The sequence below is a fragment of the Priestia sp. P5 genome (assembly GCF_029522155.1).
Lineage (GTDB): Bacteria > Bacillota > Bacilli > Bacillales > Bacillaceae_H > Priestia > Priestia megaterium_E.
In genome coordinates this window covers 51,251-75,078 of the sequence record NZ_JAKWFJ010000002.1, presented here as the reverse complement: position 1 = coordinate 75,078, position 23,828 = coordinate 51,251, and the positions used below count along the sequence as shown (strand labels likewise).

22 protein-coding genes are annotated in these 23,828 nt (G+C 38.7%); 5 read left to right on the top strand and 17 right to left on the bottom strand.

Annotated features, from left to right (window positions below; translation table 11 throughout):
- Positions 1-29: 29 nt before the first annotated feature.
- A complete protein-coding gene (locus MMB69_RS17290) occupies positions 30-968 on the bottom strand; it encodes a beta-ketoacyl-ACP synthase III (RefSeq protein ID WP_028407464.1) in 939 nt (312 codons plus the stop codon).
- A 258-nt stretch (positions 969-1,226) separates the two neighbouring features.
- Here MMB69_RS17290 and MMB69_RS17285 point away from each other — a divergent pair, with 258 nt between their 5' ends.
- Positions 1,227-1,427, top strand: coding sequence for a hypothetical protein (locus tag MMB69_RS17285; protein ID WP_221785529.1), 201 nt, complete (start codon positions 1,227-1,229; stop codon positions 1,425-1,427).
- Positions 1,428-1,455: 28 nt separating this feature from the next.
- Here the strand turns inward: MMB69_RS17285 and MMB69_RS17280 are convergent, their stop codons facing one another.
- The 3 genes from MMB69_RS17280 to MMB69_RS17270 form a co-directional block, all read right to left on the bottom strand.
- Positions 1,456-1,650, bottom strand: a complete 195-nt coding sequence (locus tag MMB69_RS17280; RefSeq protein WP_013081746.1) for a ComZ family protein — start codon at positions 1,648-1,650, stop codon at positions 1,456-1,458.
- Between the two features lie 77 nt (positions 1,651-1,727).
- Positions 1,728-2,612, bottom strand: a complete 885-nt coding sequence (locus tag MMB69_RS17275) for an NAD-dependent epimerase/dehydratase family protein (RefSeq protein ID WP_277448091.1) — start codon at positions 2,610-2,612, stop codon at positions 1,728-1,730.
- Between the two features lie 181 nt (positions 2,613-2,793).
- Positions 2,794-3,534: a hypothetical protein gene (locus MMB69_RS17270; protein WP_013081744.1), complete on the bottom strand. Its 741-nt coding sequence runs from the start codon at positions 3,532-3,534 to the stop codon at positions 2,794-2,796.
- Positions 3,535-3,743: 209 nt separating this feature from the next.
- Between MMB69_RS17270 and MMB69_RS17265 the strand changes: the two genes are divergently transcribed.
- Together MMB69_RS17265 and MMB69_RS17260 are read left to right on the top strand one after the other, a co-directional pair.
- Positions 3,744-3,932, top strand: a complete 189-nt coding sequence (locus MMB69_RS17265; protein WP_013055400.1) for a YjzD family protein — start codon at positions 3,744-3,746, stop codon at positions 3,930-3,932.
- 204 nt (positions 3,933-4,136) lie between these two features.
- Complete coding sequence (locus tag MMB69_RS17260) at positions 4,137-5,021, top strand: NAD(P)-dependent oxidoreductase (protein WP_221785531.1); 885 nt, start codon at positions 4,137-4,139, stop codon at positions 5,019-5,021.
- 42 nt (positions 5,022-5,063) lie between these two features.
- Here the strand turns inward: MMB69_RS17260 and galT are convergent, their stop codons facing one another.
- Both galT and MMB69_RS17250 read right to left on the bottom strand, forming a co-directional pair.
- A complete protein-coding gene (gene galT / locus MMB69_RS17255; protein ID WP_269870451.1) occupies positions 5,064-6,587 on the bottom strand; it encodes a UDP-glucose--hexose-1-phosphate uridylyltransferase in 1,524 nt (507 codons plus the stop codon).
- Between the two features lie 30 nt (positions 6,588-6,617).
- Positions 6,618-7,796, bottom strand: coding sequence for a galactokinase (locus tag MMB69_RS17250; RefSeq protein ID WP_221785533.1), 1,179 nt, complete (start codon positions 7,794-7,796; stop codon positions 6,618-6,620).
- Positions 7,797-8,134: 338 nt separating this feature from the next.
- Here MMB69_RS17250 and MMB69_RS17245 point away from each other — a divergent pair, with 338 nt between their 5' ends.
- Positions 8,135-9,028 (top strand): helix-turn-helix domain-containing protein, encoded by an 894-nt coding sequence (locus MMB69_RS17245; protein ID WP_013081740.1) that lies wholly within the window; start codon positions 8,135-8,137, stop codon positions 9,026-9,028.
- A 28-nt stretch (positions 9,029-9,056) separates the two neighbouring features.
- On the opposite strand, the gene MMB69_RS17240 is transcribed toward MMB69_RS17245, so the two are convergent.
- From MMB69_RS17240 to argC, 11 genes are all read right to left on the bottom strand, one after another.
- Positions 9,057-9,308, bottom strand: coding sequence for a hypothetical protein (locus tag MMB69_RS17240; RefSeq protein ID WP_014461601.1), 252 nt, complete (start codon positions 9,306-9,308; stop codon positions 9,057-9,059).
- 201 nt (positions 9,309-9,509) lie between these two features.
- On the bottom strand, positions 9,510-12,113 hold the full coding sequence (gene clpB, locus MMB69_RS17235) for an ATP-dependent chaperone ClpB (RefSeq protein WP_277448090.1): 2,604 nt from the start codon (positions 12,111-12,113) through the stop codon (positions 9,510-9,512).
- A 114-nt stretch (positions 12,114-12,227) separates the two neighbouring features.
- Positions 12,228-12,407 carry a YjzC family protein gene (locus MMB69_RS17230; protein ID WP_013055394.1) on the bottom strand — a complete coding sequence of 60 codons (180 nt, stop codon included), beginning with the start codon at positions 12,405-12,407 and terminating at the stop codon, positions 12,228-12,230.
- A 129-nt stretch (positions 12,408-12,536) separates the two neighbouring features.
- The gene (locus MMB69_RS17225; RefSeq protein WP_045291929.1) at positions 12,537-13,181 is read right to left on the bottom strand and encodes an SDR family oxidoreductase; all 645 of its coding nucleotides are present in this window, start codon (positions 13,179-13,181) and stop codon (positions 12,537-12,539) included.
- A 102-nt stretch (positions 13,182-13,283) separates the two neighbouring features.
- Complete coding sequence (gene argF / locus MMB69_RS17220; protein ID WP_277448089.1) at positions 13,284-14,234, bottom strand: ornithine carbamoyltransferase; 951 nt, start codon at positions 14,232-14,234, stop codon at positions 13,284-13,286.
- The gene (locus MMB69_RS17215; protein ID WP_277448088.1) at positions 14,231-17,341 is read right to left on the bottom strand and encodes a carbamoyl phosphate synthase large subunit; all 3,111 of its coding nucleotides are present in this window, start codon (positions 17,339-17,341) and stop codon (positions 14,231-14,233) included. Before MMB69_RS17215 ends, argF begins: the two co-directional genes overlap by 4 nt.
- Complete coding sequence (locus MMB69_RS17210; protein ID WP_277448087.1) at positions 17,334-18,407, bottom strand: carbamoyl phosphate synthase small subunit; 1,074 nt, start codon at positions 18,405-18,407, stop codon at positions 17,334-17,336. The genes MMB69_RS17215 and MMB69_RS17210 overlap by 8 nt, the downstream gene beginning before the upstream one ends.
- A 70-nt stretch (positions 18,408-18,477) precedes the next feature.
- Positions 18,478-19,632, bottom strand: a complete 1,155-nt coding sequence (locus MMB69_RS17205) for an acetylornithine transaminase (protein WP_277448086.1) — start codon at positions 19,630-19,632, stop codon at positions 18,478-18,480.
- The gene (gene argB, locus MMB69_RS17200) at positions 19,598-20,422 is read right to left on the bottom strand and encodes an acetylglutamate kinase (RefSeq protein ID WP_269870445.1); all 825 of its coding nucleotides are present in this window, start codon (positions 20,420-20,422) and stop codon (positions 19,598-19,600) included. The genes MMB69_RS17205 and argB overlap by 35 nt, the downstream gene beginning before the upstream one ends.
- Positions 20,423-20,434: 12 nt before the next feature.
- Complete coding sequence (argJ, locus tag MMB69_RS17195; protein ID WP_416234867.1) at positions 20,435-21,667, bottom strand: bifunctional ornithine acetyltransferase/N-acetylglutamate synthase; 1,233 nt, start codon at positions 21,665-21,667, stop codon at positions 20,435-20,437.
- Between the two features lie 49 nt (positions 21,668-21,716).
- Positions 21,717-22,760 carry an N-acetyl-gamma-glutamyl-phosphate reductase gene (gene argC / locus MMB69_RS17190; protein WP_277448085.1) on the bottom strand — a complete coding sequence of 348 codons (1,044 nt, stop codon included), beginning with the start codon at positions 22,758-22,760 and terminating at the stop codon, positions 21,717-21,719.
- A gap of 352 nt (positions 22,761-23,112) precedes the next feature.
- Between argC and MMB69_RS17185 the strand changes: the two genes are divergently transcribed.
- Positions 23,113-23,811, top strand: a complete 699-nt coding sequence (locus tag MMB69_RS17185; RefSeq protein WP_277448084.1) for a Crp/Fnr family transcriptional regulator — start codon at positions 23,113-23,115, stop codon at positions 23,809-23,811.
- Positions 23,812-23,828 lie beyond the last annotated feature (17 nt).

Genomic DNA, 23,828 nt, shown 5'->3' with positions numbered 1-23,828 from the left:
TCTCCTTCAGTTGCTTTAAAAATGTAGTGTTATTTTCCCCATCTAATAGCAATAGCTCCCCATGTTAAGCCGCCTCCGAAGCCAACCATTACAATTAAATCATCATCTTGAATTTTCCCTGCTTCAAGCTCATGAACAATTGAAATTGGAATCGATGCTGCTGATGTATTGCCGTAGTATTGGATTGTTTTAGACATTTTTTCTTCAGGCAAATCTAATCGCTGTCTTGCAGCTTCCATAATACGAATATTCGCTTGATGAGGTACAAGAAAATCAACATCTTCTTTTGTTAAACCTGCTTTTTCAATTACATTAACAGCAGATTCCCCCATTTGTCGAACAGCAAACTTAAATACTTCACGTCCGTTCATGACAATATGATCAAGCTCGTTTTGATACAAGTGCTTGCCTCCCGTACCGTCGGATCCTAATTCAAAGGATAAAATGCCTCGTCCTTCTGATACTGGTCCCATTACAACCGCACCTGCACCGTCTCCAAATAAAACAGCCGTGTTACGGTCGTCCCAATCTGTGATCTTAGAAAGCTTTTCTACACCAACTACTAAAATATGCTTATAAGCATTGGTTTCGATAAATTGCTTAGCTGTAATCATGCCGTACATAAATCCTGCACATGCGGCACTCACATCGTAAGAAGCTGCTTTTTTTGCGCCCAATTTTTCTTGTAGCATACATGATACTGTAGGAAATGGTTGGTCTGGCGTTACCGTAGCAACAATGATCATGTCAATATCTTCTGCTTTGACGTTAGCTTTATGTAAAGCTTCAACTGCTGCTTTATAAGCTAAATCAGATGTGTCCTCGTTATCGGCTGCGATTCGGCGCTCTTGAATACCTGTGCGCGTACGAATCCACTCATCTGATGTATCCATTACTTTTTCAAGATCTAAATTTGTTACAACTTTCTCTGGTACATAACGTCCAATTCCTAGAACACCAGCGTTCATATCAACCTCTCCTTTAAATAAAAGGCTTATATTCCTATAAAACCTATATCCGTCATTTCATTTATCGATTATATAATCAATTATTATGAGTTGGTACTAATTTTACTTCATTTTTTATTTTTTGTCTATATAGGTGTTCGTCCTACTCAGGTATCTATCATGCTACATATAGTAATCATACGGGACCCTCTTACTCTAGTATGGGACATTAGGTAAGAACTTACCCACCATTAAAAAATAGTGAAAGGAATGAGTATCATGGCAAGAAGACAAAGAAATGAAGATTTTTCTGATTTTATGTTTGGAGCTGGGCGCAGAAAATCAAGAGAAGAAAGAGAACGAGAGGAGTGGGAACGATTATTTAAACAAATCGATGAAATTGTACTCGCCGTCGAAGAACTAGCTCCTCTTCTTAAACAGTTTACCCCTTTAGTCGATTTATTTTCCAAACAAAAATAACAGCTCGGATTCTACCGAGCTGTTTTCTTTAGTTGTTTTCATTTTCAGCTAATGCATCTTGCTTGCCAAGCTCATAAGCGTCGTTCATTACTTTTGTTAGTAATGTCAATACCGGCTGTACGTGTTCCATTGATAACTCAACGCCTGTTTCATCTAAGATCTGTTTTGCTTCTGGCAAGTACTTCATTGCAATTTGCATGAATTGCATATTTTGCTCTTCCATAGTGAAATCTCCTTTATTAAAAACATTTATTCCTCCTTATATTAGCGAATCTATTCTATAAGTACAACTTTCTCCTTTTAATGAAGAGGTAAAAAGAATGTTCTCATATGTTTTTTTTGCAGATAAATCCCTTCTTTAGCCGTTACTTTTGAAGAAAAATGCAGCAGTTCTTTCGCTTTCCTGCTGATTTTATATTTTTCTTGAGCCGCTTCTTCCTTCACCTCCATATGAGTAATGTTTGCTCCTGCGCTCCAAGGCTGTAACTTTTCTTCAACTAAATGAACCACTTCATATGAATATGCAGCAGTTTTACAGCGTCTAAGTGCACTGACGGCATCTTCAATATAAATAATAAAATCTGTGCCTTCCATAATGTTAAATGCCTCTTCGTACCCGGCAATATTTTTGGAATAGCACATTGACAAAGGCTGCCAAGGTCCGTAAAGAGTCGGCGTTCTGACAATTATAATGGGCCATCCATCATCTTTATATTTCTCTATCATTCGCTCAAAATGAACGTATAGCCTTCCTTCACTACTGTCCGGTTCTGGAATCGTTGTTTCTTCAATCTTTCGCTGCTGGTCTCCAAATACGCGCATGGTAGAAACAAACACAAATCGAATGTTGAATTGACGGCATTTGTTAAGCGCTTGAATGAGCACTTGCTGCGCTTTTTGCATTTCTTGTCTTAAAAAATCAGGGTGATAAAAATCTCCTCCATCGAAATACGTAAAGTAGACAATATCCGTTTCTGAGGTAATCATATCTAATGACTCTCCTACTTCAGTCGATGCATAATTAGCGTTTCGCCCTAAGAAAAATTTCATCTCTTCCTGCAATTCATCTTCTTCTTTATGAGCAGAATGTGTATACCCTTTTACTTCTGTACCTTCGTCTAAAAAAGCCATACATAAATGAAAACCAATAAAGCGGTTTGCTCCTATTACTACTACATTTCCCATATCGCTTCCTCCAATTCTTCATTCATCATTTATTCAACAAAAAGCTTAAATCCCTATAGTTATAGAGGGCACTCATTCCTTATTTCAAAGAAGCCCACCTGTAAAAGCATCATGAACTCTTTTTTCATTTTATCTCTTATACAAAAAGCCCCTATGATATGTATAATCATAGAAGCTTTGCTTATAACACTTTTTCATGCTGTTTATAAAATTGGAGAAGGGACCGTTCAAACAAATAGTTTTTTTCCGGTAAATAAAGTGAAAGCATAATCGGAGAGTGAAGTTCTTCACGATGTAGTTCATATTTTTTACTGTGTGCAATTGGATAATGAGTAGAGGCATTAGGCGCGGTCCATATCTTCACGGGCAGCGTTGATTTTAATTCTGTAACAGAAGGGTACTCCTTAATTAACTTTGATACTTGCTTCCGCTCCACTTTATAAGCTTGAGTCAAGTCCTTCGTGAATTGTTTATAAAAAAATTTATTATTTTTTTCATGTTCTGCATGCGTATGAAGATCAATACATGGATTTAGTAAACCAGCTGATCGAACGAACGTATTCCCGTCATTTTCCATTAGCTGCAGCGCTAACAGAGCCCCCATTCCTTCAGCTAAAATATGAATTCGTTTATTTAAAATTTCTTGTTTCATTACTAAATGATAAAGTTGTTTTGCAAGGTGATATGCTTCAGGAGACCCCCAATGCCGGCCATATAAATTGGAATAAAATACTGTGTATCCTTCATCTTGTAAACATTGCAACAGCTGTGACCTTCCGCCGTGCTGAATCCATAAGCTAGTTGAACTTTCAACAAAATGATCTTTATCACCCAATACTAACACACCGAAACCATTCGGCCGTTCAGGGACATGTACGACATTCCATTGCGTATCTAAGCTAAAAAAGCGTCGATGTATCATAGCTCTTCCTCCGTAACTTACTAGTTGTTCCATACAGTGTATGATAGAACCATCAAAAAGCGCACTAGAATAATGCCTATTTCTGACTTATTGCTCTTTTGTTTCTGCATGGGAACACGCCCCTTATTTATTCATAAAAAATTCAATTTCTTATTTGACTGCTATATGCTAAAATGAAATCAAACTGTACTGTAAACGAGGTGAATAGAATGCGTGTCGTAATGGCTTTTGTTTGGGGCTTTTTACTAATGAATATGGCAGTGTACGTAATCTCTGCAATGACGGGCGGTACTTACAGTTTCGCAACCGCTTCCATCCTTGGAGTAGTTTTCACGCTAGTTGTAATTTTGATTGGAGAACTGGGTGTACCGAATAAACCAGCAAATAATCACCACTAAAAAGTGTTGGCTGTAAAGCCAGCGCTTTTTTTTATCTTTTGGCATAGGCTCTTCTCAGTACTTTCTTTCCTTACCTCGCATTCAAGACACAGGACTGAGAGTACTTTTCTAGATTTGTATATAGTCGGAATCATTGATTATCCCAAACTTTAACTATATAATTTTAGAATAATCAAACTATTAATTTTAGGAGTGAATACTGCTGTGACTAAAGAAAAAATTGGTTTTATCGGAACAGGCGTTATGGGTCAAAGCATGGCCGGGCATTTAATTGACGCAGGATATGAAGTCCTTGTTTATACACGAACAAAAACTCGTGCTCAAGCATTACTTGAAAAAGGGGCCAAATGGAAAGAAACCGTTCGAGAAGTGGCCGAACAATCTGATGTTATTATCACCATGGTAGGCTACCCTCACGATGTAAAAGAGATTTATTTAGGCAAAGACGGCATTATACATAATGCAAAGAAAGGCTGCTATACAATTGATATGACGACATCGAGCCCTATACTTGCTCGTGAGATTTATCAAGCAGCAAAAGAGAAGCACATTCATGCGCTTGACGCTCCTGTTTCAGGAGGCGATATTGGGGCTCAGAAAGCAACATTAGCGATTATGGTAGGAGGCGATTCTGAAGCATTCTCTGCCGTTACACCTATACTTGAAAAAATGGGGACAAATATCGTTCTTCAAGGAAGCGCAGGTGCTGGTCAACATACAAAAATGTGCAATCAAATCGCTATTGCCTCCAATATGATGGGTGTATGCGAAGCTATACTTTATGCTGAAAAAGCCGGATTAGATCCGAATACTGTTCTAAAAAGTATTGAAACAGGCGCAGCGGGAAGCTGGTCGTTAAGTAATTTAGCTCCTCGCATGATTAAAGGAGACTTCGAACCAGGTTTTTATATTAAACACTTTATTAAAGATATGAAAATTGCCATTGAATCAGCTGAAGAAATGGAGCTGTATACACCAGGGCTAAAGTTAGCAAAATCGCTTTATGAACAGCTCGAAAAACAAGGCGATGATAATAAAGGAACACAGGCTCTGTATACCCTTTTAAAACAGCATGCCCTAACTGTATAAAAACAGGCAGCTCATTACGAGCTGCCTGTTTTTATTAATGATTTACGCTTCATTTAACGAATTCATAAAACGACTGAATGCGAGCTGCCCTTCAGCAGTTTGTTTAAACACACCTGCATGTTCTAAAATAGTTGCAAAGACCAAACCAAGCTCTTGTTGGAGAATACTTTGGACATTTTGCTCTTCAATATGTGGATATTTTTTCTTGATTTGTTCCGCCCACTTCACGTGTTTTTGCACTTGATCATGTCTGCTGGCTAACTCGCTCAGGTTATTCTGAACTAACCCTTTGGCCACTAGACTCATTTCGTCTTTCAAACGACCGGGTAAAACCGCAAGCCCCATTACTTCGATTAAACCTATGTTCTCTTTTTTGATATGGTGAACTTCTGCATGTGGATGATAAATGCCATCTGGATGTTTGCCGTTTGTTCGATTGTTTCGCAGTACTAAATCTAATTCGTACAAATCTCCTCTTTTCCTAGCAATAGGCGTGACCGTGTTGTGAGGAGTTTGATCTGTAAAAGCTAAAATACCAGCACTTTGATCACTATATGATTTCCATTTCTTCAAAATGAAATCCGCTGCTTCCACTAATGGTGCAAGGTGCGAACTTTGAAGACGAACGACCGACATCGGCCAATGAACAATTCCAGCTTTCACGTTTGGATATGCTTTAAGAGAGAACAATTTATTTATTTTTGCTTTAGCCATAGGAAAATCATGATAGCCGCCTTGAAAGTGGTCATGAGTTAAAATAGATCCTCCTACGATGGGTAAATCTGCATTTGATCCTAAAAAATAATGTGGAAATTGTTCAACGAAGGCAAGCAGCCGCTTAAACGTTTGCTTTGAAATATGCATAGGTGTATGTTCACTCGCAAAAATAATGGCATGTTCATTATAATAAACATAAGGTGAAAACTGCATGTACCACAGCTCTTCCTGCAATTCCACAGGAATAATCCGGTGATTTTGACGAGCTGGGTGGTTAATACGACCTGCATAACCAGCATTTTCTTTACATAGAAGACACAGCGGATAATTGCTTTCCTTCAATGATTTGCTTGCTGCAATTGCTTTTGGATCTTTTTCCGGCTTTGATAAGTTGATAGTAATTTCAAGTTCTCCAAAGTCAGTGTTTGTTACCCATCTTTCGTTTTTAGCAATTCGATCTCTGCGAATATAGTGAATGTCTTTTGACAGCTTATAATAATAGCTTGTGGCTTTTTGGGGGCTTTGCTGATAGTGATCATAAAATGTCCGATTAACCTCTGAAGGCATGCTTGCAAAGCATCCCATTATTTTGGTATCGAATAAATCTCTATACGTGATAGAATTCTCGGCGATTCGATTGTTTTCTGCAGCCCAATCAAGCATGTTGTCTAAAATAGCAGCTGGATGTTCCAGACGTTCTTCTTTGACTTCTACTATAATACATTCGTCGAGCTTTAACACTTCCAGCAGTTTATTTCTCACCACATCTATATCCCATTTTGTTAATAGATTCTTTTGTAAACCATATTGAATAAGTCGGGTGATTTCTTCATGAATGTTGACTGACATACACTCGTTCCTTTCTCTATCTGTTTTCTCTTATACTGCTTCTAATGTGAGTTCACGCGCTCCTTCTCCAACCGTAACCACATAAAATTCAGCTTCTAAACTTGTTTTCTTATAGTAGGCGTCTTTTACTTCCTCAATAAACCTATCAACCTGTGCTTTTTTTACGATGCTGATTGTACAGCCGCCAAAGCCTGCACCTGTCATGCGTGATCCAATCACACCTTCTTGCAGCCAAGCTGCTTCTACAAGAGCATCTAGTTCTTTCCCGCTTACTTCATAGTCATCTCGCAGCGAGCAGTGCGATTCATTCATCAATTGACCAAACCCTTTTAAATCACCGTTTTGCAATTTAGCAACCGCTTCTTTTGTGCGTTCATTTTCATATACCGCATGTTTAGCGCGCTTACAATCTACTTCGTTTTGTATCAAAGATTTATGCTTTTCAAATTGTTCTTTGGTTAAATCACCAAGCGAATTAATGGAAAGTGACGTTTGTAAATCTGCCAGCGCTCTTTCACACTCCATACGGCGCTCATTATATTTTGAATCTGCCAGCCCTCTTCGCTTGTTTGTGTTAGAAATAACGAGCACAGCATCCGTTAACTGCAGCGGGCTATACTGGTATTCAAGAGTTTGACAGTTTAACAATACGGCTTGATTTTCTTTTCCCATTCCAATTGCAAACTGATCCATAATCCCGCAGCTTACGCCGATAAATTCATTTTCAGATTGCTGCGCCATTTTCACAAGGTCCATCATCTCAATATTCAATTCAAGAATTTTATTTAAAAGTACGCATGTGACTAACTCAATTGATGCCGACGATGAAAGCCCTGCTCCATTAGGAATGTTGCCGAAAAACAAGATATCAAAACCAAAAGGAAGGTCATATCCGTGCTTTTTAAAGGTATCCATTACTCCTTTTGGATAATTAGCCCAATCATCTTCGGTTTTGTACGTTAATTGCTCTAAAGAGGATTCAATAACGCCTGCTTCAGAGAAGTTTTTAGAGTACATACGTATTTTTCGATCATGACGTTTTTGTACTACCGCATACGTTCCTATACTCAATGAACAAGGAAAAACATGCCCTCCATTATAATCAGTATGTTCTCCAATTAAATTGACACGCCCTGGCGCAAAAAAGCAGCGAATAGCTTCTGACGAATGAAATATTTGTTTGAACTCTTCGATTAATTTTCCCAGCATTTATTATCACCTATTTTAAGTAGTTTTTTGGAAACGGATTCATATGTACATTGTAAAGTCCAATTTTCCTTGCCTCAATGGTAAAATTACTATCGATAATCGGTACTTTTTTGCTTATACCTTTAAAAATGATTCTTTTGAATTGACGATGAACTACTCTTGCGCCAAAAAGGCGTTATCTTTATGTGAGCCTTGACTTGCAAATTATAAGAAAATAATAGATTTAAAGACATTCCCTAAAAATAATCACGATATTTTCAAAAAATTATAGAAAAATGAAAGCGATTACGTTAAAGTAAGAATTAAGTACTACTTTATTTCAAAAAGAAGGTGAAAATTTGCTCTCACATTTCCAAGCTCAAGAATATTCAACGTACGCATACAGGTTTTTAGAATCCCGCACAAATGAAGTTGCGCAGCTATGGTCTGTTGGGTGGGATGAAGTTTTCTCTCCCCTTTATAACTGGAGCGGAAATCAGCGAAAAGACGTAGGGAAATATATTTTTCAATACACGGTTTCTGGGTACGGGATGATTGAAATAGATGGACAAGAATATAAAGTGGATGCTGGGAAAGCATTCATCGTCAATATACCTGGAAATTATCGCTATTACTTACCAAAGGAAAGTGAAAACTGGGAGTTTATTTTTCTTACATTATACGGAGATGAAGTACAAAAATGCTGGGATTATATTCAGTCAACCCACTCCCCTGTAATTAGATTTCATCCTGAATCAGCACCTGTTCAGCTGCTTGCTCAAATATATAAACGGGCAAGTGAAAAACATATAGCAGATCCATTTCATGCCTCAAGCTTATCTTACCGCTTTGTAATGGAGCTGTACCAATATATTAAAAGCATGGACAGTTTTACAGAAGATTGGCCTGAAAGTATCATTAGCTCTATTTTATTTGCCCGTAATCACTATCATGAAGAAATTGGTCCGGATGAAATGGCAGATGCAGCTCATTTATCTCGCTATCATTTTAGCCGATTATTCAAACAAACAACTGGGATTACGCCGATTCAATACTTAACGAAGCTTCGCATTCAAAAAGCGGCCGAGCTATTGCATCAAACCAAGTACTCAATTGAAGAAATTGCTGAAAACGTCGGCTATGCAAATGCCAATTATTTAACAAAAGTATTTCGCAAAACAACCAATATGACACCCGGGCAGTATCGAAAAAGTGATGCATCCATTGATGAGCACTTTGCATTGCCAAAATAAAAACGACTTCCATAAAAGGAAGTCGTTTTTATTTTTTATCGGGAATTTCTACTACCACAGAACCTTTTTCGTAAATAAAAGTCAATTTTTTACCCGGGATAATCATATTTTCTAAAATATCTCGTGCAGCTTGAAGTGCAAACTCTGTCCGTTCTGCCTTTTCCTGCACTTCTTCATTTTCAGCTTGAAGATCATTTTTATCCAGCGCTCTTATTTTAGTTAATGCTTGATCTATAAAATCGTATGCTTCGTCATATATAAGCTCTATACGGTCCTTCATGTGCTCATTCATGCTCCTTTGCCCATTTTGTATTATCATAAATGAATTAGATATATTCTACAACCTAAAACTGAATAAGTTTTTACGCTTAGCTCTCACGTATTTTCTTTCATTTCTTTTTATTTATTTTAAAAGGAGAGCTGCTTTTAATAGCAAAAAAAGACCATTCAATTTATATCATGAATGGTCTTTTTAGAAAACTTATACGCTGACAACAAACTCATCATCTTTTACATCAACTGTCACTTGACTATAATCTTCAATTTGCCCTGCAATTAATTCTCGGGCAATTTTTGTTTCAATATATTTTTGAATAAACCTTTTTAAAGGGCGAGCTCCGTATACCGGATCAAACCCGGAGGCTGCAATATAATTTTTTGCTTCTTCTGTTAACGTTAACGAAATATGACGATCGGATAAACGCTTTTCAAGCTGAAGCAATAGCTTATCAATAATCCCTTTTACTTCATGAACAGTTAGCGGTTTGAATAAAATCGTGTCGTCTACTCGATTTAAGAATTCTGGACGAAAATGCTGTCTTAATTGAGCCATCACTTGCTCTCTAGCTTTTTCAGTAATCTCGCCTTCACTTGTTAAACCGTCTAATAAAAATTGAGAACCGATATTCGACGTCATAATAATAACTGTATTTTTAAAATCAATGACTTTTCCTTTTGAATCTGTTGCTCTTCCATCATCTAGTATTTGAAGGAGCACATTAAATACTTCGGGATGGGCTTTTTCAATTTCATCCAACAAAACGACTGAATAAGGCTTGCGTCTTACCGCTTCCGTTAGCTGCCCGCCTTCTTCGTATCCTACGTAGCCAGGAGGCGCTCCTATAAGCCTAGAGACCGCATGCTTTTCCATGTACTCAGACATATCAATACGAACCATTTGTTCTTCACTGTCAAATAAAGAATGTGCCAACGTTTTGGCTAGCTCCGTTTTTCCTACTCCGGTAGGTCCTAGGAAAATAAATGATCCAATCGGACGGTTCGGGTCTTTAATGCCTGCCCGTGCGCGAATCACAGCATCCGTCACTAAGGATACGGCTTCGTCTTGTCCAATCACACGCTGCTGTAAAATTGACTCAAGCTTCAACAGCTTTTCTCTTTCCCCTTCAACTAGTTTTGATACCGGAATTCCCGTCCATCTTCCTACAATTTCAGCAATTTCTGCTTCTGTTACTTCTTCTCGTAACAAACGGTTTTCTTGTGCTTTTTCAGCAGCTGTTTCTTCCAGCTGTTTTAGTTCTTTTTCAAGAGCTGGAATGCGTCCGTGGCGAAGTTCAGCTGCTTTATTTAAATCGTATTTCCCTTCAGCTTCTTCTAGGTCTCGCTTCGCTTTTTCAAGCTTCTCCCGAACATCTTGCACCGTTTGAATCGACTGCTTTTCTTTTTCCCACTGCAGCTTCATTGTATCTGCACGTTCTTTTAAATCAGAGACTTCTTTTCGAATTGCCTCTAACCTTGTGATGCTTGCTTGATCTGTTTCTTTACTTAATGCCGCTTCTTCAATTTCAAGCTGCATGACACGTCGTGTTACTTCATCTAATTCTGATGGCATCGAATCAATTTCTGTTCGAATGGTTGCGCATGCTTCATCAATTAAATCAATTGCTTTATCAGGTAAAAAGCGGTCTGAGATATAACGATCAGACATAACCGCTGCTGAAACAATCGCTCGGTCATGAATGTTTACACCGTGATGAATTTCAAATCGTTCTTTTAAACCACGCAAAATAGAGATTGTATCTTCTACTGAAGGTTCTTCAACCAGCACCTGTTGAAAGCGTCTTTCAAGCGCTGGATCTTTTTCAATATACTGACGGTACTCATCAAGAGTTGTAGCTCCTATACAGTGAAGTTCTCCTCTAGCAAGCATTGGTTTTAAAATATTCCCTGCATCCATCGCTCCATCCGTACGGCCTGCTCCAACGATTGTATGAAGCTCGTCAATGAATAAAAGAATTTGGCCGTTGCTTTTCTTAACTTCTTGAAGAACAGCTTTTAAACGCTCTTCAAATTCTCCCCTGAATTTCGCTCCTGCTACTAAAGCTCCCATATCTAATGAAAAAATGGTTTTATCTTTTAATCCTTCAGGCACATCTCGGCGAACAATACGCTGTGCTAGACCTTCAACAATCGCTGTTTTACCAACGCCAGGTTCTCCGATCAACACTGGATTATTTTTTGTTTTTCGCGATAAAATGCGGATAACGCGGCGAATTTCTCCGTCTCGTCCAATGACTGGATCAATGTTCCCTGCTCGTACTTCTGCTACTAAGTCTCTTCCATATTTAGCTAACGCTTCATATGTAACTTCTGGGTTTTGGCTTGTAATACGCTGATTCCCTCGAAGATTAGTAAGCACATCTTGCAGAGCTTTTTTTGTTATACCGTGACTTGAAAATAACTTTCCATATTCACTAGAAGAAGGTTCCTGCGCTAACGCTAAAAAGAGGTGCTCAACTGAAACATAATCATCTTGCAGACGAGATGCTTCTTCTTGAGCTTTCACAAACAGCTGCTGAAGTTTATTGGTAATATAAACTTTCCCTGCTTCAGCTCCACTTCCGGTAACGGCTGGTTTTTTCGCAAGCAATTGATTTACCTGCTGCTGAAAAGAGTGATAATCGATATGTAAATGATCTAATATGCGAGGAGCAATACCATCTTGCTGATGAATAAGCGTATAAAGCAAATGAGCAACATCCACTTCCTGCTGATTTCGTTTAATTGCTTCAGACTGCGCTTCCATCACGCCTTCTTGCAATTTTTGTGTCATTTTATTTATATCCATTGAACATCCTCCTTCGATGCATTTGACCTTTATTGACCTTTATTTTATTATACCCAGCAATGGGAAAACAAGTAAAGCCATTCAATTTAGAATGGCTTCTTTATTTTTTACTATTTAAGGCTTGCGCATGTATGTCCAGTGGCGATCATCGTTTGCTGTCTCTGGAAAACGCTCTCCTGCTTTTAATTTAACCTTTTGAGGATTATTTACGTTGCTTCCTGTTTCACCAATTTCAATATACACTCCGTTGTTCGGAGCTTTTTGACCCGGTGTGAAATGACGATTTTGTCCCATTGTCCTGCCTCCTCATTCCTGAAATGAAATGTTCTCCTATACTATTCCCTTAAGATTTCTGTTTCATAATGGAGATGTTTTCATATTAGGAAGAGAAAAAGAGCAGACCTCTAGATCCGCCCTTTTGTATCAATGAGTAAATTTGATAGCTTGTTCGATTTCAGTTTCTCCAGCTAACATTTCAAACGTTTTTCCGATTGTAGCTTCTTCGTTTAGACATTCTACAAGCACAGTTGCTACATCTGCTCGAGGAATCGTCTGAGATTTATCTTCAATATCATTATTGATATCAATTTTCCCAGTAGCTTGATCATTCGATAAAGTTCCTGGTCTTACAATTGTATACTGTAGATTAGACTGCTTTAAGTATTCATCCGCTATCGCTTTCGCACGCAGGTAAAGCTGTAAGCCTTCTGGTCCTTGTTCAGGTGCATCTGTTCCCATTGAACTTAACATAACAAAGCGCTTCACACCTTGATTTTTTGCTTCATCAATGATATTTTTAGCACCGTTTTGATCCACAGCGATTGTTTTTTCGTCTCCCGTATGTCCTCCAGAACCTGCTGCAAATATGACAGCATCCATACCTCTTAAAGCATCTGAAACATCTTGCTCCAAGTCACCAAGTACAACGTTAGCGCCCAGCTTTTTTAAAGCGTCTGCTTGTTTTTCGTCGCGAATCATCGCATAAGCTTCATGCTGCTTGCTGTTTGCGACTTTTTCTACCACTTGTTTTCCCGTTGTTCCGTTTGCTCCAACAACTAATACTTTCATCATAAATCACCTTTCGTTCTGTTTAGTATACAATTTGTGTTCCCACAATTAATTCCCTTTAAACAAAAAAACCTTTCTGATATTCTCAGAAAGGTTTTTTTCTTAGCCTAAAATTGCTTGCAGCAAAGCTTTTTGTACATGCATACGATTTCCGGCCTGCTGGAAAACAACAGAATTTGGTCCGTCAATAATGCTTGCTGTCACTTCTTCTTCACGATGTGCAGGCAAGCAGTGGAGAAATAAATAGTCTGAATTCGCATGGGCAGCTAGCTCTTCATTTACTTGATAAGGAGCAAATATTTTCAAACGCTGCTGTGCTTCTTCTTCCTGTCCCATACTTGTCCATACGTCTGCATAAATAGCATCGGCATTTTTCACAGCCTCTACAGGATCTTTTGTAATCGTAACTTTGGAGCCCGTTGTAGCAGCTATTTCATGAACATAATCTGTGACAAAGGCTTTTGGCTCATATCCGTCAGGGCATCCAATTGAAATATCTATCCCCATTTTTGCACATGCAATCATTAACGAATGCGCTACATTATTTCCGTCTCCAACATAAGCTACTTTTAGCCCTTCAAATGATTTCTTGTGCTCGTAAATCGTTAATAAATCAGCTAGAGCCTGACAAGGATGATAATCATCTGTCAAACCATTAATAACGGGAATGGATGCGTAATCTGCAAGCTCTTCGATCTTGCTATGTTCAAACGTACGAATCATGATAGCATCGATGAATTCAGATAGTACGCGTGCTGTATCAGCAATCGTTTCTCCGCGTCCAATTTGTAAATCCTGGCTGCTTAAAAAGAGGGCGTTTCCTCCAAGCTGCATCATTCCCGCTTCAAATGAGACTCTTGTTCTTGTTGAAGATTTTTCAAAAATGAGCCCCAGCGTTTTTCCGTTTAACGATGTTACGATTTCACCATTTTTATGCTTTTCTTTCAGCTCAATGGCGCTTTCCAAAAGTGACATAATATCGTCTGATGATAAATCTTTAAGTGTAAGCAAATCTTTTCCTTTTAAATTCGTATTTACCGATACTGTACTCATGATACTGTCACTTCCTTTTTAGTTTTTTGAAACCATTCTTGCAGTGATGAAACGTGATATTCATCGACTTGGAACGATTGAAAAAATAGCGAAGCCGTTTCTGCCTCCGTCATAACCATTAAACCGTGTTTTAATGCTGACATACGGCTTTCTTTATCTTCAGGCTGTAAACTTACATATAATAAAGCTTCTTTCGTTTTCACCCATTCACTAACTTCTTTATCTTTAACAAGAGTTAAGCCCGCGCTTTGCACAAGTTCTTCAAGGCCCTGCGCCTCTCCGTTGATATACACTTCTGCAGCACCTTTTTTACTTAACACATACTGATGGAATACTTTTTTTGCTGCTTCTTCAATCGTTGAAGAAATCGCAATCCCTTCACCAGTTGACTTCATTTCCGGTCCAACAAGTGGATCAACTCCTGATAATTTACTTGTCGAAAACACTGGAAACTTGATAGTTGTGTAAGCCGGATCCGGCAATAAACCTAGCTTTTCACTAATTTCCGACAATGATTTCCCAAGCAATATTTGAGTTGATAGCGAAACAAGCGGCGTGTTGCACACTTTGCTTACTACAGGCACTGTACGGCTGGCACGCGGATTAACTTCCAGCATGTAGACTTCATCGTTGTAAATAACATATTGGATATTCATAATCCCTTTATATTGAAGTTTGTTTACAATCTTTTGAGCGTAGCTCACCATTTTTTCTTTATGTGCTGCTTTTACTGTTTTGGCTGGTAAAAGCGCATAGCTGTCTCCTGAATGAACCCCGGCTTTTTCAATATGTTCAACGATTGTCGGAATCAACACATCTTTTCCGTCTGCTACCACATCAACTTCTGCTTCTTTTCCAGGGAAGTAAGCATCAATAAGCATTGGGAAATGAGACGCTTTAATAGCCGGTAAACAAGCCTGAAGCTCTGTTTCGTTTTGAATTGTCAGCATTCCTTTTCCGCCAATCACGTAAGAAGGACGAATAAGTAATGGGAAGCCCATAGCTTTTGCTTTTTGTACAAGTTCTTTAGCGTCTTTCGCCATTTCACCTGGGATATGCGGAATATCACAGTCATCTAAGAGCTTATAAAACAGGTCACGATCTTCAAGTGCATCAATGACATCATTTGTAATACCTAACAAATTAACGCCAGCTTCTTCTAGACCTTTAACAAGCGAAATAGCCGTTTGACCTCCGTATTGGACAATTACATCCGTCACATTTTCAGCATCAAGAACATTTAATACGTCTTCTACTGTTACAGGTTCAAAATATAAGCGATCTGCTACTTCAAAATCCGTACTTACCGTTTCTGGATTATTGTTAATTAAAATCGTTTCGTATCCTTCTTTTTCAAGAGCTAGCACACCGTGTACAGAGCTGTAGTCGAACTCTACTCCTTGCCCGATACGAATTGGTCCAGAACCGATAATCGCAACTTTTTTATTCGTTGATGGTTCAATCTCACTTTCGCCGTAGTAACTAGAGTAGAAATAAGCCGTTGAAGATTCAAACTCCGCTGCACATGTATCCACCATTTTATAACTTGGCGTAATATGTAGTGCTTTACGTTTCGCTCTTACGTCAAGTTCTGGCACATTCCATACGTTTGCTAGATACGCATCTGTAAAACCATGTTCCTTCACTTGCTTGAAGTGTTCAGCTGTAATCGAATCAAAACGTACTTCTTTTAAAGAGGCTTCCATTTTAATCAGCTGTGCAAAGTGTGTTAAATAGAAATAATCAATTTGTGTTACTTCATGGATATACTCAGGCGTCGTGCCGCGGCGTAAAAGCTCAAGGATAACAAAAATACGCTCATCGCTTTGTTCGCCTAGCTTGCTTTTTAATTCATCCGTTGAAAGTTCTTGCAGTTCTTCTACTTCTAATCCCTGTAAGTCAATTTCTAAAGAAGATAATGCTTTTTGGAAGCTACGTGTAAAGTTACGGTCAATAGCCATTACTTCTCCAGTTGCTTTCATTTGCGTACCAAGCGTTCTTTCAGCGTAGAAAAACTTGTCAAAAGGCCATCTTGGAAATTTCACTACTACATAGTCAAGAGCAGGTTCAAAGCTTGCATATGTGTCTCCTGTCACAGGATTTAATAACTCATGAAGCGTGTAGCCTACCGATAGCTTTGCAGCAATTTTGGCAATCGGATAGCCAGTTGCTTTTGATGCAAGAGCAGACGAACGGCTCACACGCGGATTTACTTCAATTAAATAGTACTGCTTACTTTTTGGATCAAGCGCAAACTGAATGTTGCAACCTCCAATAATGCCAAGCGATGAAATAATTTTAACTGAAGCGGAACGAAGCATTTGATATTCCACGTCGGTTAACGTTTGAGAAGGAGCAACGACTACCGAATCTCCAGTATGAACACCCACAGGATCAATATTTTCCATGTTACAAATTGTAATGCACGTATTGTTCACGTCACGCATAACCTCGTACTCAACCTCTTTAAATCCAGCGATGCTTTTTTCAATTAAGCATTGAGTAATAGCACTTTCACGTAAACCTGACGCTGAAAGTTTTTCAAGTTCTTCCATAGAATGAGCAATTCCTCCGCCCGTTCCGCCTAACGTATATGCAGGACGTACAATAACAGGAAAACCAATTTTCTCGGCAAAAGCTAATGCTTCTTCTACTTTTGTGACAACTTCACTTTCCGGCACCGGTTCATTTAGTTCATTCATCAATGCACGGAACTCTTCACGGCTTTCACCTTTTTTGATTGATTCAATCGGTGTTCCTAAAAGTTTCACATCGTATTTTGGCAAAATGTTTTGTTCATGAAGCTCAAGGGCTAAGTTTAAGCCCGTCTGTCCGCCTAGCGTGGCTAACAAACCATCCGGCTTTTCTTTTGCAATAATTTTTTCTACGCAGTCTACTGTTAATGGTTCAAAATAGATTCGATCTGCTACGTGAGTGTCCGTCATAATTGTAGCTGGATTATTATTGATTAAGATAACTTCATAACCTTCTTCTTTTAATGACAAGCATGCCTGAGTTCCTGAATAATCAAATTCTGCTGCTTGCCCAATTACGATTGGTCCTGATCCGATTACTAAAATCTTTTTTAATGTTTGGTCTTTAGGCATATACTTTTCCGCTCCCTACTTGCTGTACTTTCGTCATAAATTCATCAAAGATATACGTGCTGTCACTTGGTCCAGGATGTGCTTCTGGATGATATTGAACCGACATAACAGGAAGGTCTTTATGCATTAAACCTTCAACCGAGCCGTCATTCACATTTTTAAATCGAACGCTTAATGGCGTAGAGGTAATCGTCTGTTCATCTACGACATAGCTATGGTTTTGAGACGTCATGCACACTTTATTAGTCGTTAAATCAATTACAGGCTGATTAGCTCCTCGGTGACCGAACGCCAACTTTTTGGTTTGTGCTCCAAAAGCGAGCCCAATTAACTGATGCCCAAAACAAATTCCCAAGGTTGGGTACGATGAAATAATTTCTTTTAATTCATCCAGCTGACTGCTCACTTGAGTTGGATCTCCAGGTCCGTTTGATAAGACAATGCCATCCGGCTGCAGCTCTTTTACTTTTGAAGAACTTGTAGAATAAGGAACAACTGTTACTTTGCACTCTCGATTTAACAGCTCGTGTAAAATTGATTTTTTATAGCCAAAGTCCATTAATACAACGTGTTTTTCACCGTTCCCATAAGTAACAGGTTCTTTTGTTGATACTTCTTTTACTACATATCCATCGCATTCAGCAGTAAATGCTGGCGGTTCAGCAGATGTCGAAAAGGCAGATTGCATCGTACCTTCTTTTCGAATTCGTTTTACGACCGCTCTCGTATCCACATGTGTAATAAGCGGAATGTTCCATTTCTTTAAATATTGTTTAAAGCTGTACATCGCTTCGTAATGGAACCCTTCATCTGAACATTCGTATACGACAACGCCTGCTACATGAGGCTTTTTGCTTTCATAATCTTTTTCATTGATACCATAGTTCCCAATCAAAGGGTACGTAAAGACGATAATTTGATCTTTGTAAGATGGATCAGTCACAACTTCTTGATAACCAGTCATTCCAGTAAAGAAAACAATTTCTCCTTCTGCCTGGTGCGTTGCTGTATGTTCAATGTGTCCGGCGAACGAATCGCCGTTTGCTAAGTGTAAATATCCGTTCATTGTGCATCCCTCTTCGAATAATTATTTATAAAACAGAATTTTTATACAAACATATTCAAAAAAATTTGTATTATGAAGTAATTTTTGTTTGGCTAAACGCTTCTTCAATGATATGAATCGCTTGGTCCAACTCTTCTTTTGTTACAGTTAAAGGCGGCAGCAATCGTACTACATGCGGTCCTGCTCCCAGTGCTAGCAATCCTTTTTCACGCATAGCTGCAAGCAATGCTGACTGATGTTCTCCGCATTCAATTCCAATCATAAAACCTTTTCCACGAACATCGATAACAAATGAATAATCTGCTACGCTATTTTTCAAAGCATTGGTAAAATAAAGGCTTTTTTCTGCAACCTCTGCTAAAAATGCTTCATTAAAAATAATGTTTAAAGTTGCTTTAGCTGAAGCTAGTGCAATTGGGTTTCCTCCAAAGGTTGTTCCGTGAGTACCAGGTCCAAATGCTTCTTTGAGATATCCTTTTCCAATCATCGCACCAACCGGCATTCCGCTTCCTAATCCTTTAGCTGCTGTAATAATATCTGGTGAAACGTTAAAATGCTGATAAGCGAACGGTTTTCCTGTTCTGCCGATTCCAGTTTGCACTTCGTCAACTATAAACAGTGCTTCATGCTTTTTACACAGTTCTTGAATGGTTAATAAAAATGCTTCGGTTCCTGGAACCACTCCGCCTTCTCCTTGAATGACTTCAACCATAATTGCTGCTACGCTATCGTCCATTTCTTGTTTTAATGCTTCTTCATCATTGTATGGCACGTAAACAAACTCATTAACAAGAGGACCGAAGCCATCATGAATTTTTGCCTGCCCTGTAGCTGTCATTGTAGCAAATGTACGTCCATGAAATGATTTTGTAAACGTAATAATTTTGTGTTTTTGCGTGTACTTGCGCGCTAATTTAATCGCCGCTTCGTTGGCTTCTGCACCGCTGTTACAGAAAAATACTGCATCACCGTTTGAGTGTTCCACAAGCTTACCTGCTACGTCTTCTTGAATCGATTGATGAAATAAGTTTGACACGTGCCACACTTTATTTAACTGCTCTTCGACCGCTTTTTGAACATCAGGATGACGATGACCTACGTTACAAACAGCGATACCTGAAATAAAATCTAAATACTCATTTCCTTTGTTATCTATTAATTTTGTTCCTTGCGCCTCTTCCACATGGATATCAAACCGTTGATATGTTGGAAACAATGAACTCATCGCTATCTTCTCCACCTTTTCCACTATATTTAATTGCTGTACCAATCAGCTTTCCTTCCTTATCTAAAAATCCATCAGTTCCGCTAATGATATGAACTTCTTCAAGCAAAGGAGATAACGCATTTACCGCTGATGTTACTTTCGGAATCATTCCGCCGTAAATTACTTTTTCTTCAATAAGTGCATCAATCTCTGACTTTGTAAGCTCAGGAAGCAATGCTCCATCCTTTAACACACCTTTTACATCCGTTACAAACATCAGCTTTTCAGCATTTACTGCTTGTGCAACGGCTCCGGCTGCCACGTCAGCATTAATATTATAGCTATTACCTTCTTCATCGGCTCCAATGGAAGAAATAACTGGAATATACTGACTGTCAGTTAGTTGTTTTAATAATATATCATTTACGCCTTTTACTTCTCCAACGTAACCTAGACGTTCAACATCAATAGCCTCTGCTTTGAGCAATAATCCATCAATTCCTGATAGTCCTACCGCTTTTAAGTTCGCTTTTTGTAGTTCTTTTACAAGTTGCTTATTAACCTTACCTGCTAATACCATCGTCACAACTTCTAATGCTTCTTTGGACGTTTTTCGAAGCCCATCTACAAATTCCGTTTCAATGTGAAGTTTGGTAAGCGTATCTTGAATATCAGGCCCGCCTCCGTGCACAACAATGATCTGATATCCACTCGCTTTTAACTGCTGAATACTTTCAAAAAAAGCGCTTGTTAACTGATTGATAATGCTGCCTCCGCATTTTACAACGACGATTTTTTCACTGCTCATTTCACTCTCTCCTTACGTTCGATAACTGGCGTTGATTTTGACATAATCGTAAGTCAAATCGCAGCCCCACGCCTTGCCAATTCCATTTCCCTCCTGCAAGTCAACATAGACTTCGACCGTATCATTTTCTAAATAAGCCTTTGCTTCTTCTTCACTAAATGAAACAGGCTGACTGTTTTCTAACATCTGGATATTGCCTAACGAAACATTCACTGTTTCTGGATTAAGCGTTACTCCGCTGTACCCAACTGAACAAATAATTCGTCCCCAATTGGCATCGGCTCCATACATGGCCGTTTTCACTAGGTTCGAGCCCACAATTTGTTTAGCAATCACATTTGCTTCTTCATTTGTATGAGCCCCAGATACGTTTACTTCAATTAGTTTTGTTGCTCCTTCACCGTCGCGTGCAATTTGTTTGGCTAAATCTTCACACGTCAAGCGCAGTGCTTCATAAAACGAATTCCATTCAGGATGATCTGGTGTAAGCGACTGGTGATCAGCTTTTCCATTTGCTAAAACAACAACCATATCGTTGGTTGACGTATCACCATCCACTGTAATTTGATTAAAGCTTTTATTTGTAATAGAACCTAGCGCATCTTGTAACACTGAAGCTTCAACCTTAGCATCCGTTGTGATAAAGCTAAGCATCGTAGCCATATTTGGGTGAATCATGCCTGATCCTTTCGCTGTACCGCCAATGGTGACTACTTTGCCGTCAATTTTTGTTTCATAGCAAGCTGACTTCATCACTGTATCTGTTGTTAAAATAGCCGTTTGAAATTCTTCTGCTTTTTCTTTGTTTGACGAAGGACTTAACAACCCAATGCCTTTCACGATTTTTTCCATATCTAGAAGCTCTCCAATTACGCCTGTAGAAGCTACCGCTACATGATGAGGTAGGATATTAAGCTTTTTTGCACATGTATTTCGCATCTGGTATGCATCTTTTAATCCTTGTTCCCCAGTACATGCATTTGCACATGCGCTGTTCACAACGATTGCTTGCAGCTTCTGCTCCACTGCTACACTTTCTTTTGTAACAGCTAAAGGCGCTGCTTGAAAGGCATTAAGCGTGTAAACAGCTGCACAATTAGCTGGCACATCGCTTACAATAACTCCTAAATCTTTTTTAGCATAACGTAAACCAGCGTGAACGCCGTCTGCTGAAAAACCTAGCGGCGTTACAATTGTACCGTTCTCTATTTTCTTTATTTTTTCTTTCGTTTGTTTAACCGTAATCACTATACGTTCCCTCCTGCTTTTATCGTGATTAGTGATGCTGTTGACTTTATGGGAAGACAGGCAATAGTCCGATACCCGCTTGTTGTTCAAATCCCATCATGATATTGGCATTTTGAATGGCCTGACCGGCTGCCCCTTTTACTAAGTTATCAATGACAGAAACGATCGTGACACGCTTTGTTCGTTCGTCAAATGTAATACCGATATCGCAATAATTTGATGCACTTACTTCTTTAGTAGAAGGAAATTCACCAGCTTTTCGAACGCGAACGAACGGGGAGTTTTGATATGTATCTACATATAGCTGATGAAGCTCTTGTACTGAGCTCTCTTCAGAAAGTTCAGCGTATACTGTACTCATAATCCCTCGCGTCATTGGAACTAAGTGCGTACTGAACGTAACATGGCCAATTTCCTCATCCCACTTTTCTAAAATAGATTCGATTTCTGGGATATGCTGATGTTGATTAACTTTGTATATTTTCATATTTTCATTGATTTCAGCATAATGAGCTATTTGCGAAAGACCGCGCCCTGCTCCTGAGATTCCGGACTTTGCATCAATGATAATAGAGTTTGATTTCACCATTTGTTTACTAACGAGGGGAGCTAGCCCAAGCAGTGTAGCTGTTGGATAACAACCCGGGTTCGCAACGAACGTACTGCTTTCGACTTCGTCTGCAAACCATTCTGATAGTCCATACACAGACTGCTGTAAAAATGCTTCGGCTGCAGCAGGCTTTTTGTACCATTTTTCATAAAGAGCTTCTGTTTTTAATCTAAAATCTCCAGATAGGTCTACCACTTTTATTCCTTCTTCTATTAATTGAGGTACAAGCTTGCTAGAAACACCGGACGGAGTTGCTGTAAACACTAAATTTAATTCTTCAGCCATCTTCTTAGGGTTTATATCTTGCAGCGTATATACAGTATTAGAAAGGTGAGGATAAACTTCTGCTAGTTCTATCCCATCCTGAGAGGATGAATAAACTGCATAAACATGAAAATGTGGGTGATTCGCTAACAAACGAATCAGTTCTACTCCTCCATACCCTGTTGCTCCAACAATTCCTACCTTGTATTCTTTCATTTTAAAACTCCTTTTTCCACGTATCTATTTGAATTATTTATCATTATAATACCGTATAAAAATAAAATCAAATGAATATTTAAAAAATCCAACACTTTATTCTATATTTTTAAACATTTTTATTTATTCATAAGTTTTTATTTTTATAACTATCTTTCTATTTTTGTTTAGAAATTGTTCACAGATAGTTTTGGAAAACACTGGTTGTTTTTGTGTATAATAAGAATATCGATAAAATCATCCGTATGACATTTTTTTCATACGGTTAGTGGACGTACAGCATATACAGACTGTTCTAACTTAATAGATTAATAAGTAACAGTCGCAAAAATTTTAATTAAAAGGTGATAACATGATGAACATCACAACGGATTCTTTTTCAAATGAGCTGCAGCAATTTTTTATGAACTTTGATCATAAACTTTCGTTTAAAAAAGGTGACTTTCTCTTTCAAGAAGGTTCGACTTCAACTCATTTATTTTTTATTACGTCAGGGGCCGTGCAAGTGGGTAAAGTGACGCCGGAAGGACGCGAGCTGACGCTTCAGCTGGCGAGTGCAGGAGACTTAGTCGGGGAAGTCATGCTGTTTTGCGGATCCACTCCCCATATGCTCCAAGCAAAAGCCATCGAACCTTGTACAGCGATCAGCATTCAAAAACGGGTGTTAGAAAACGAACTAGCACAATACCCTGCTCTTTCTATGGAGTACATGAAGTGGATGGGACTCCAAATTAAGCGAATGCAGACAAAATTCAGGGACTTAATTCTAAATGGAAAGAAAGGAGCTCTCTATTCTACTCTGATTCGCATGTCCAATAGTTTTGGGGTAATGAAGCCAAATGGTATTTTATTAAACGTAACGTTAACAAATCAAGAGATCGCTAATCTATGCGGGACCTCCCGAGAAGTGGTCAATCGCATGCTCGCTGAGTTGCGAAAAAATCAAGTAATTTCAATGACAGATGGAAAAATTATCATTCATAAGCTCTCTTTTCTAAAGAGAGAAATAGACTGTGAGGACTGCCCTTTGGAATTGTGCAGAATTGAATAAGAAAAAAAGCCATCGTT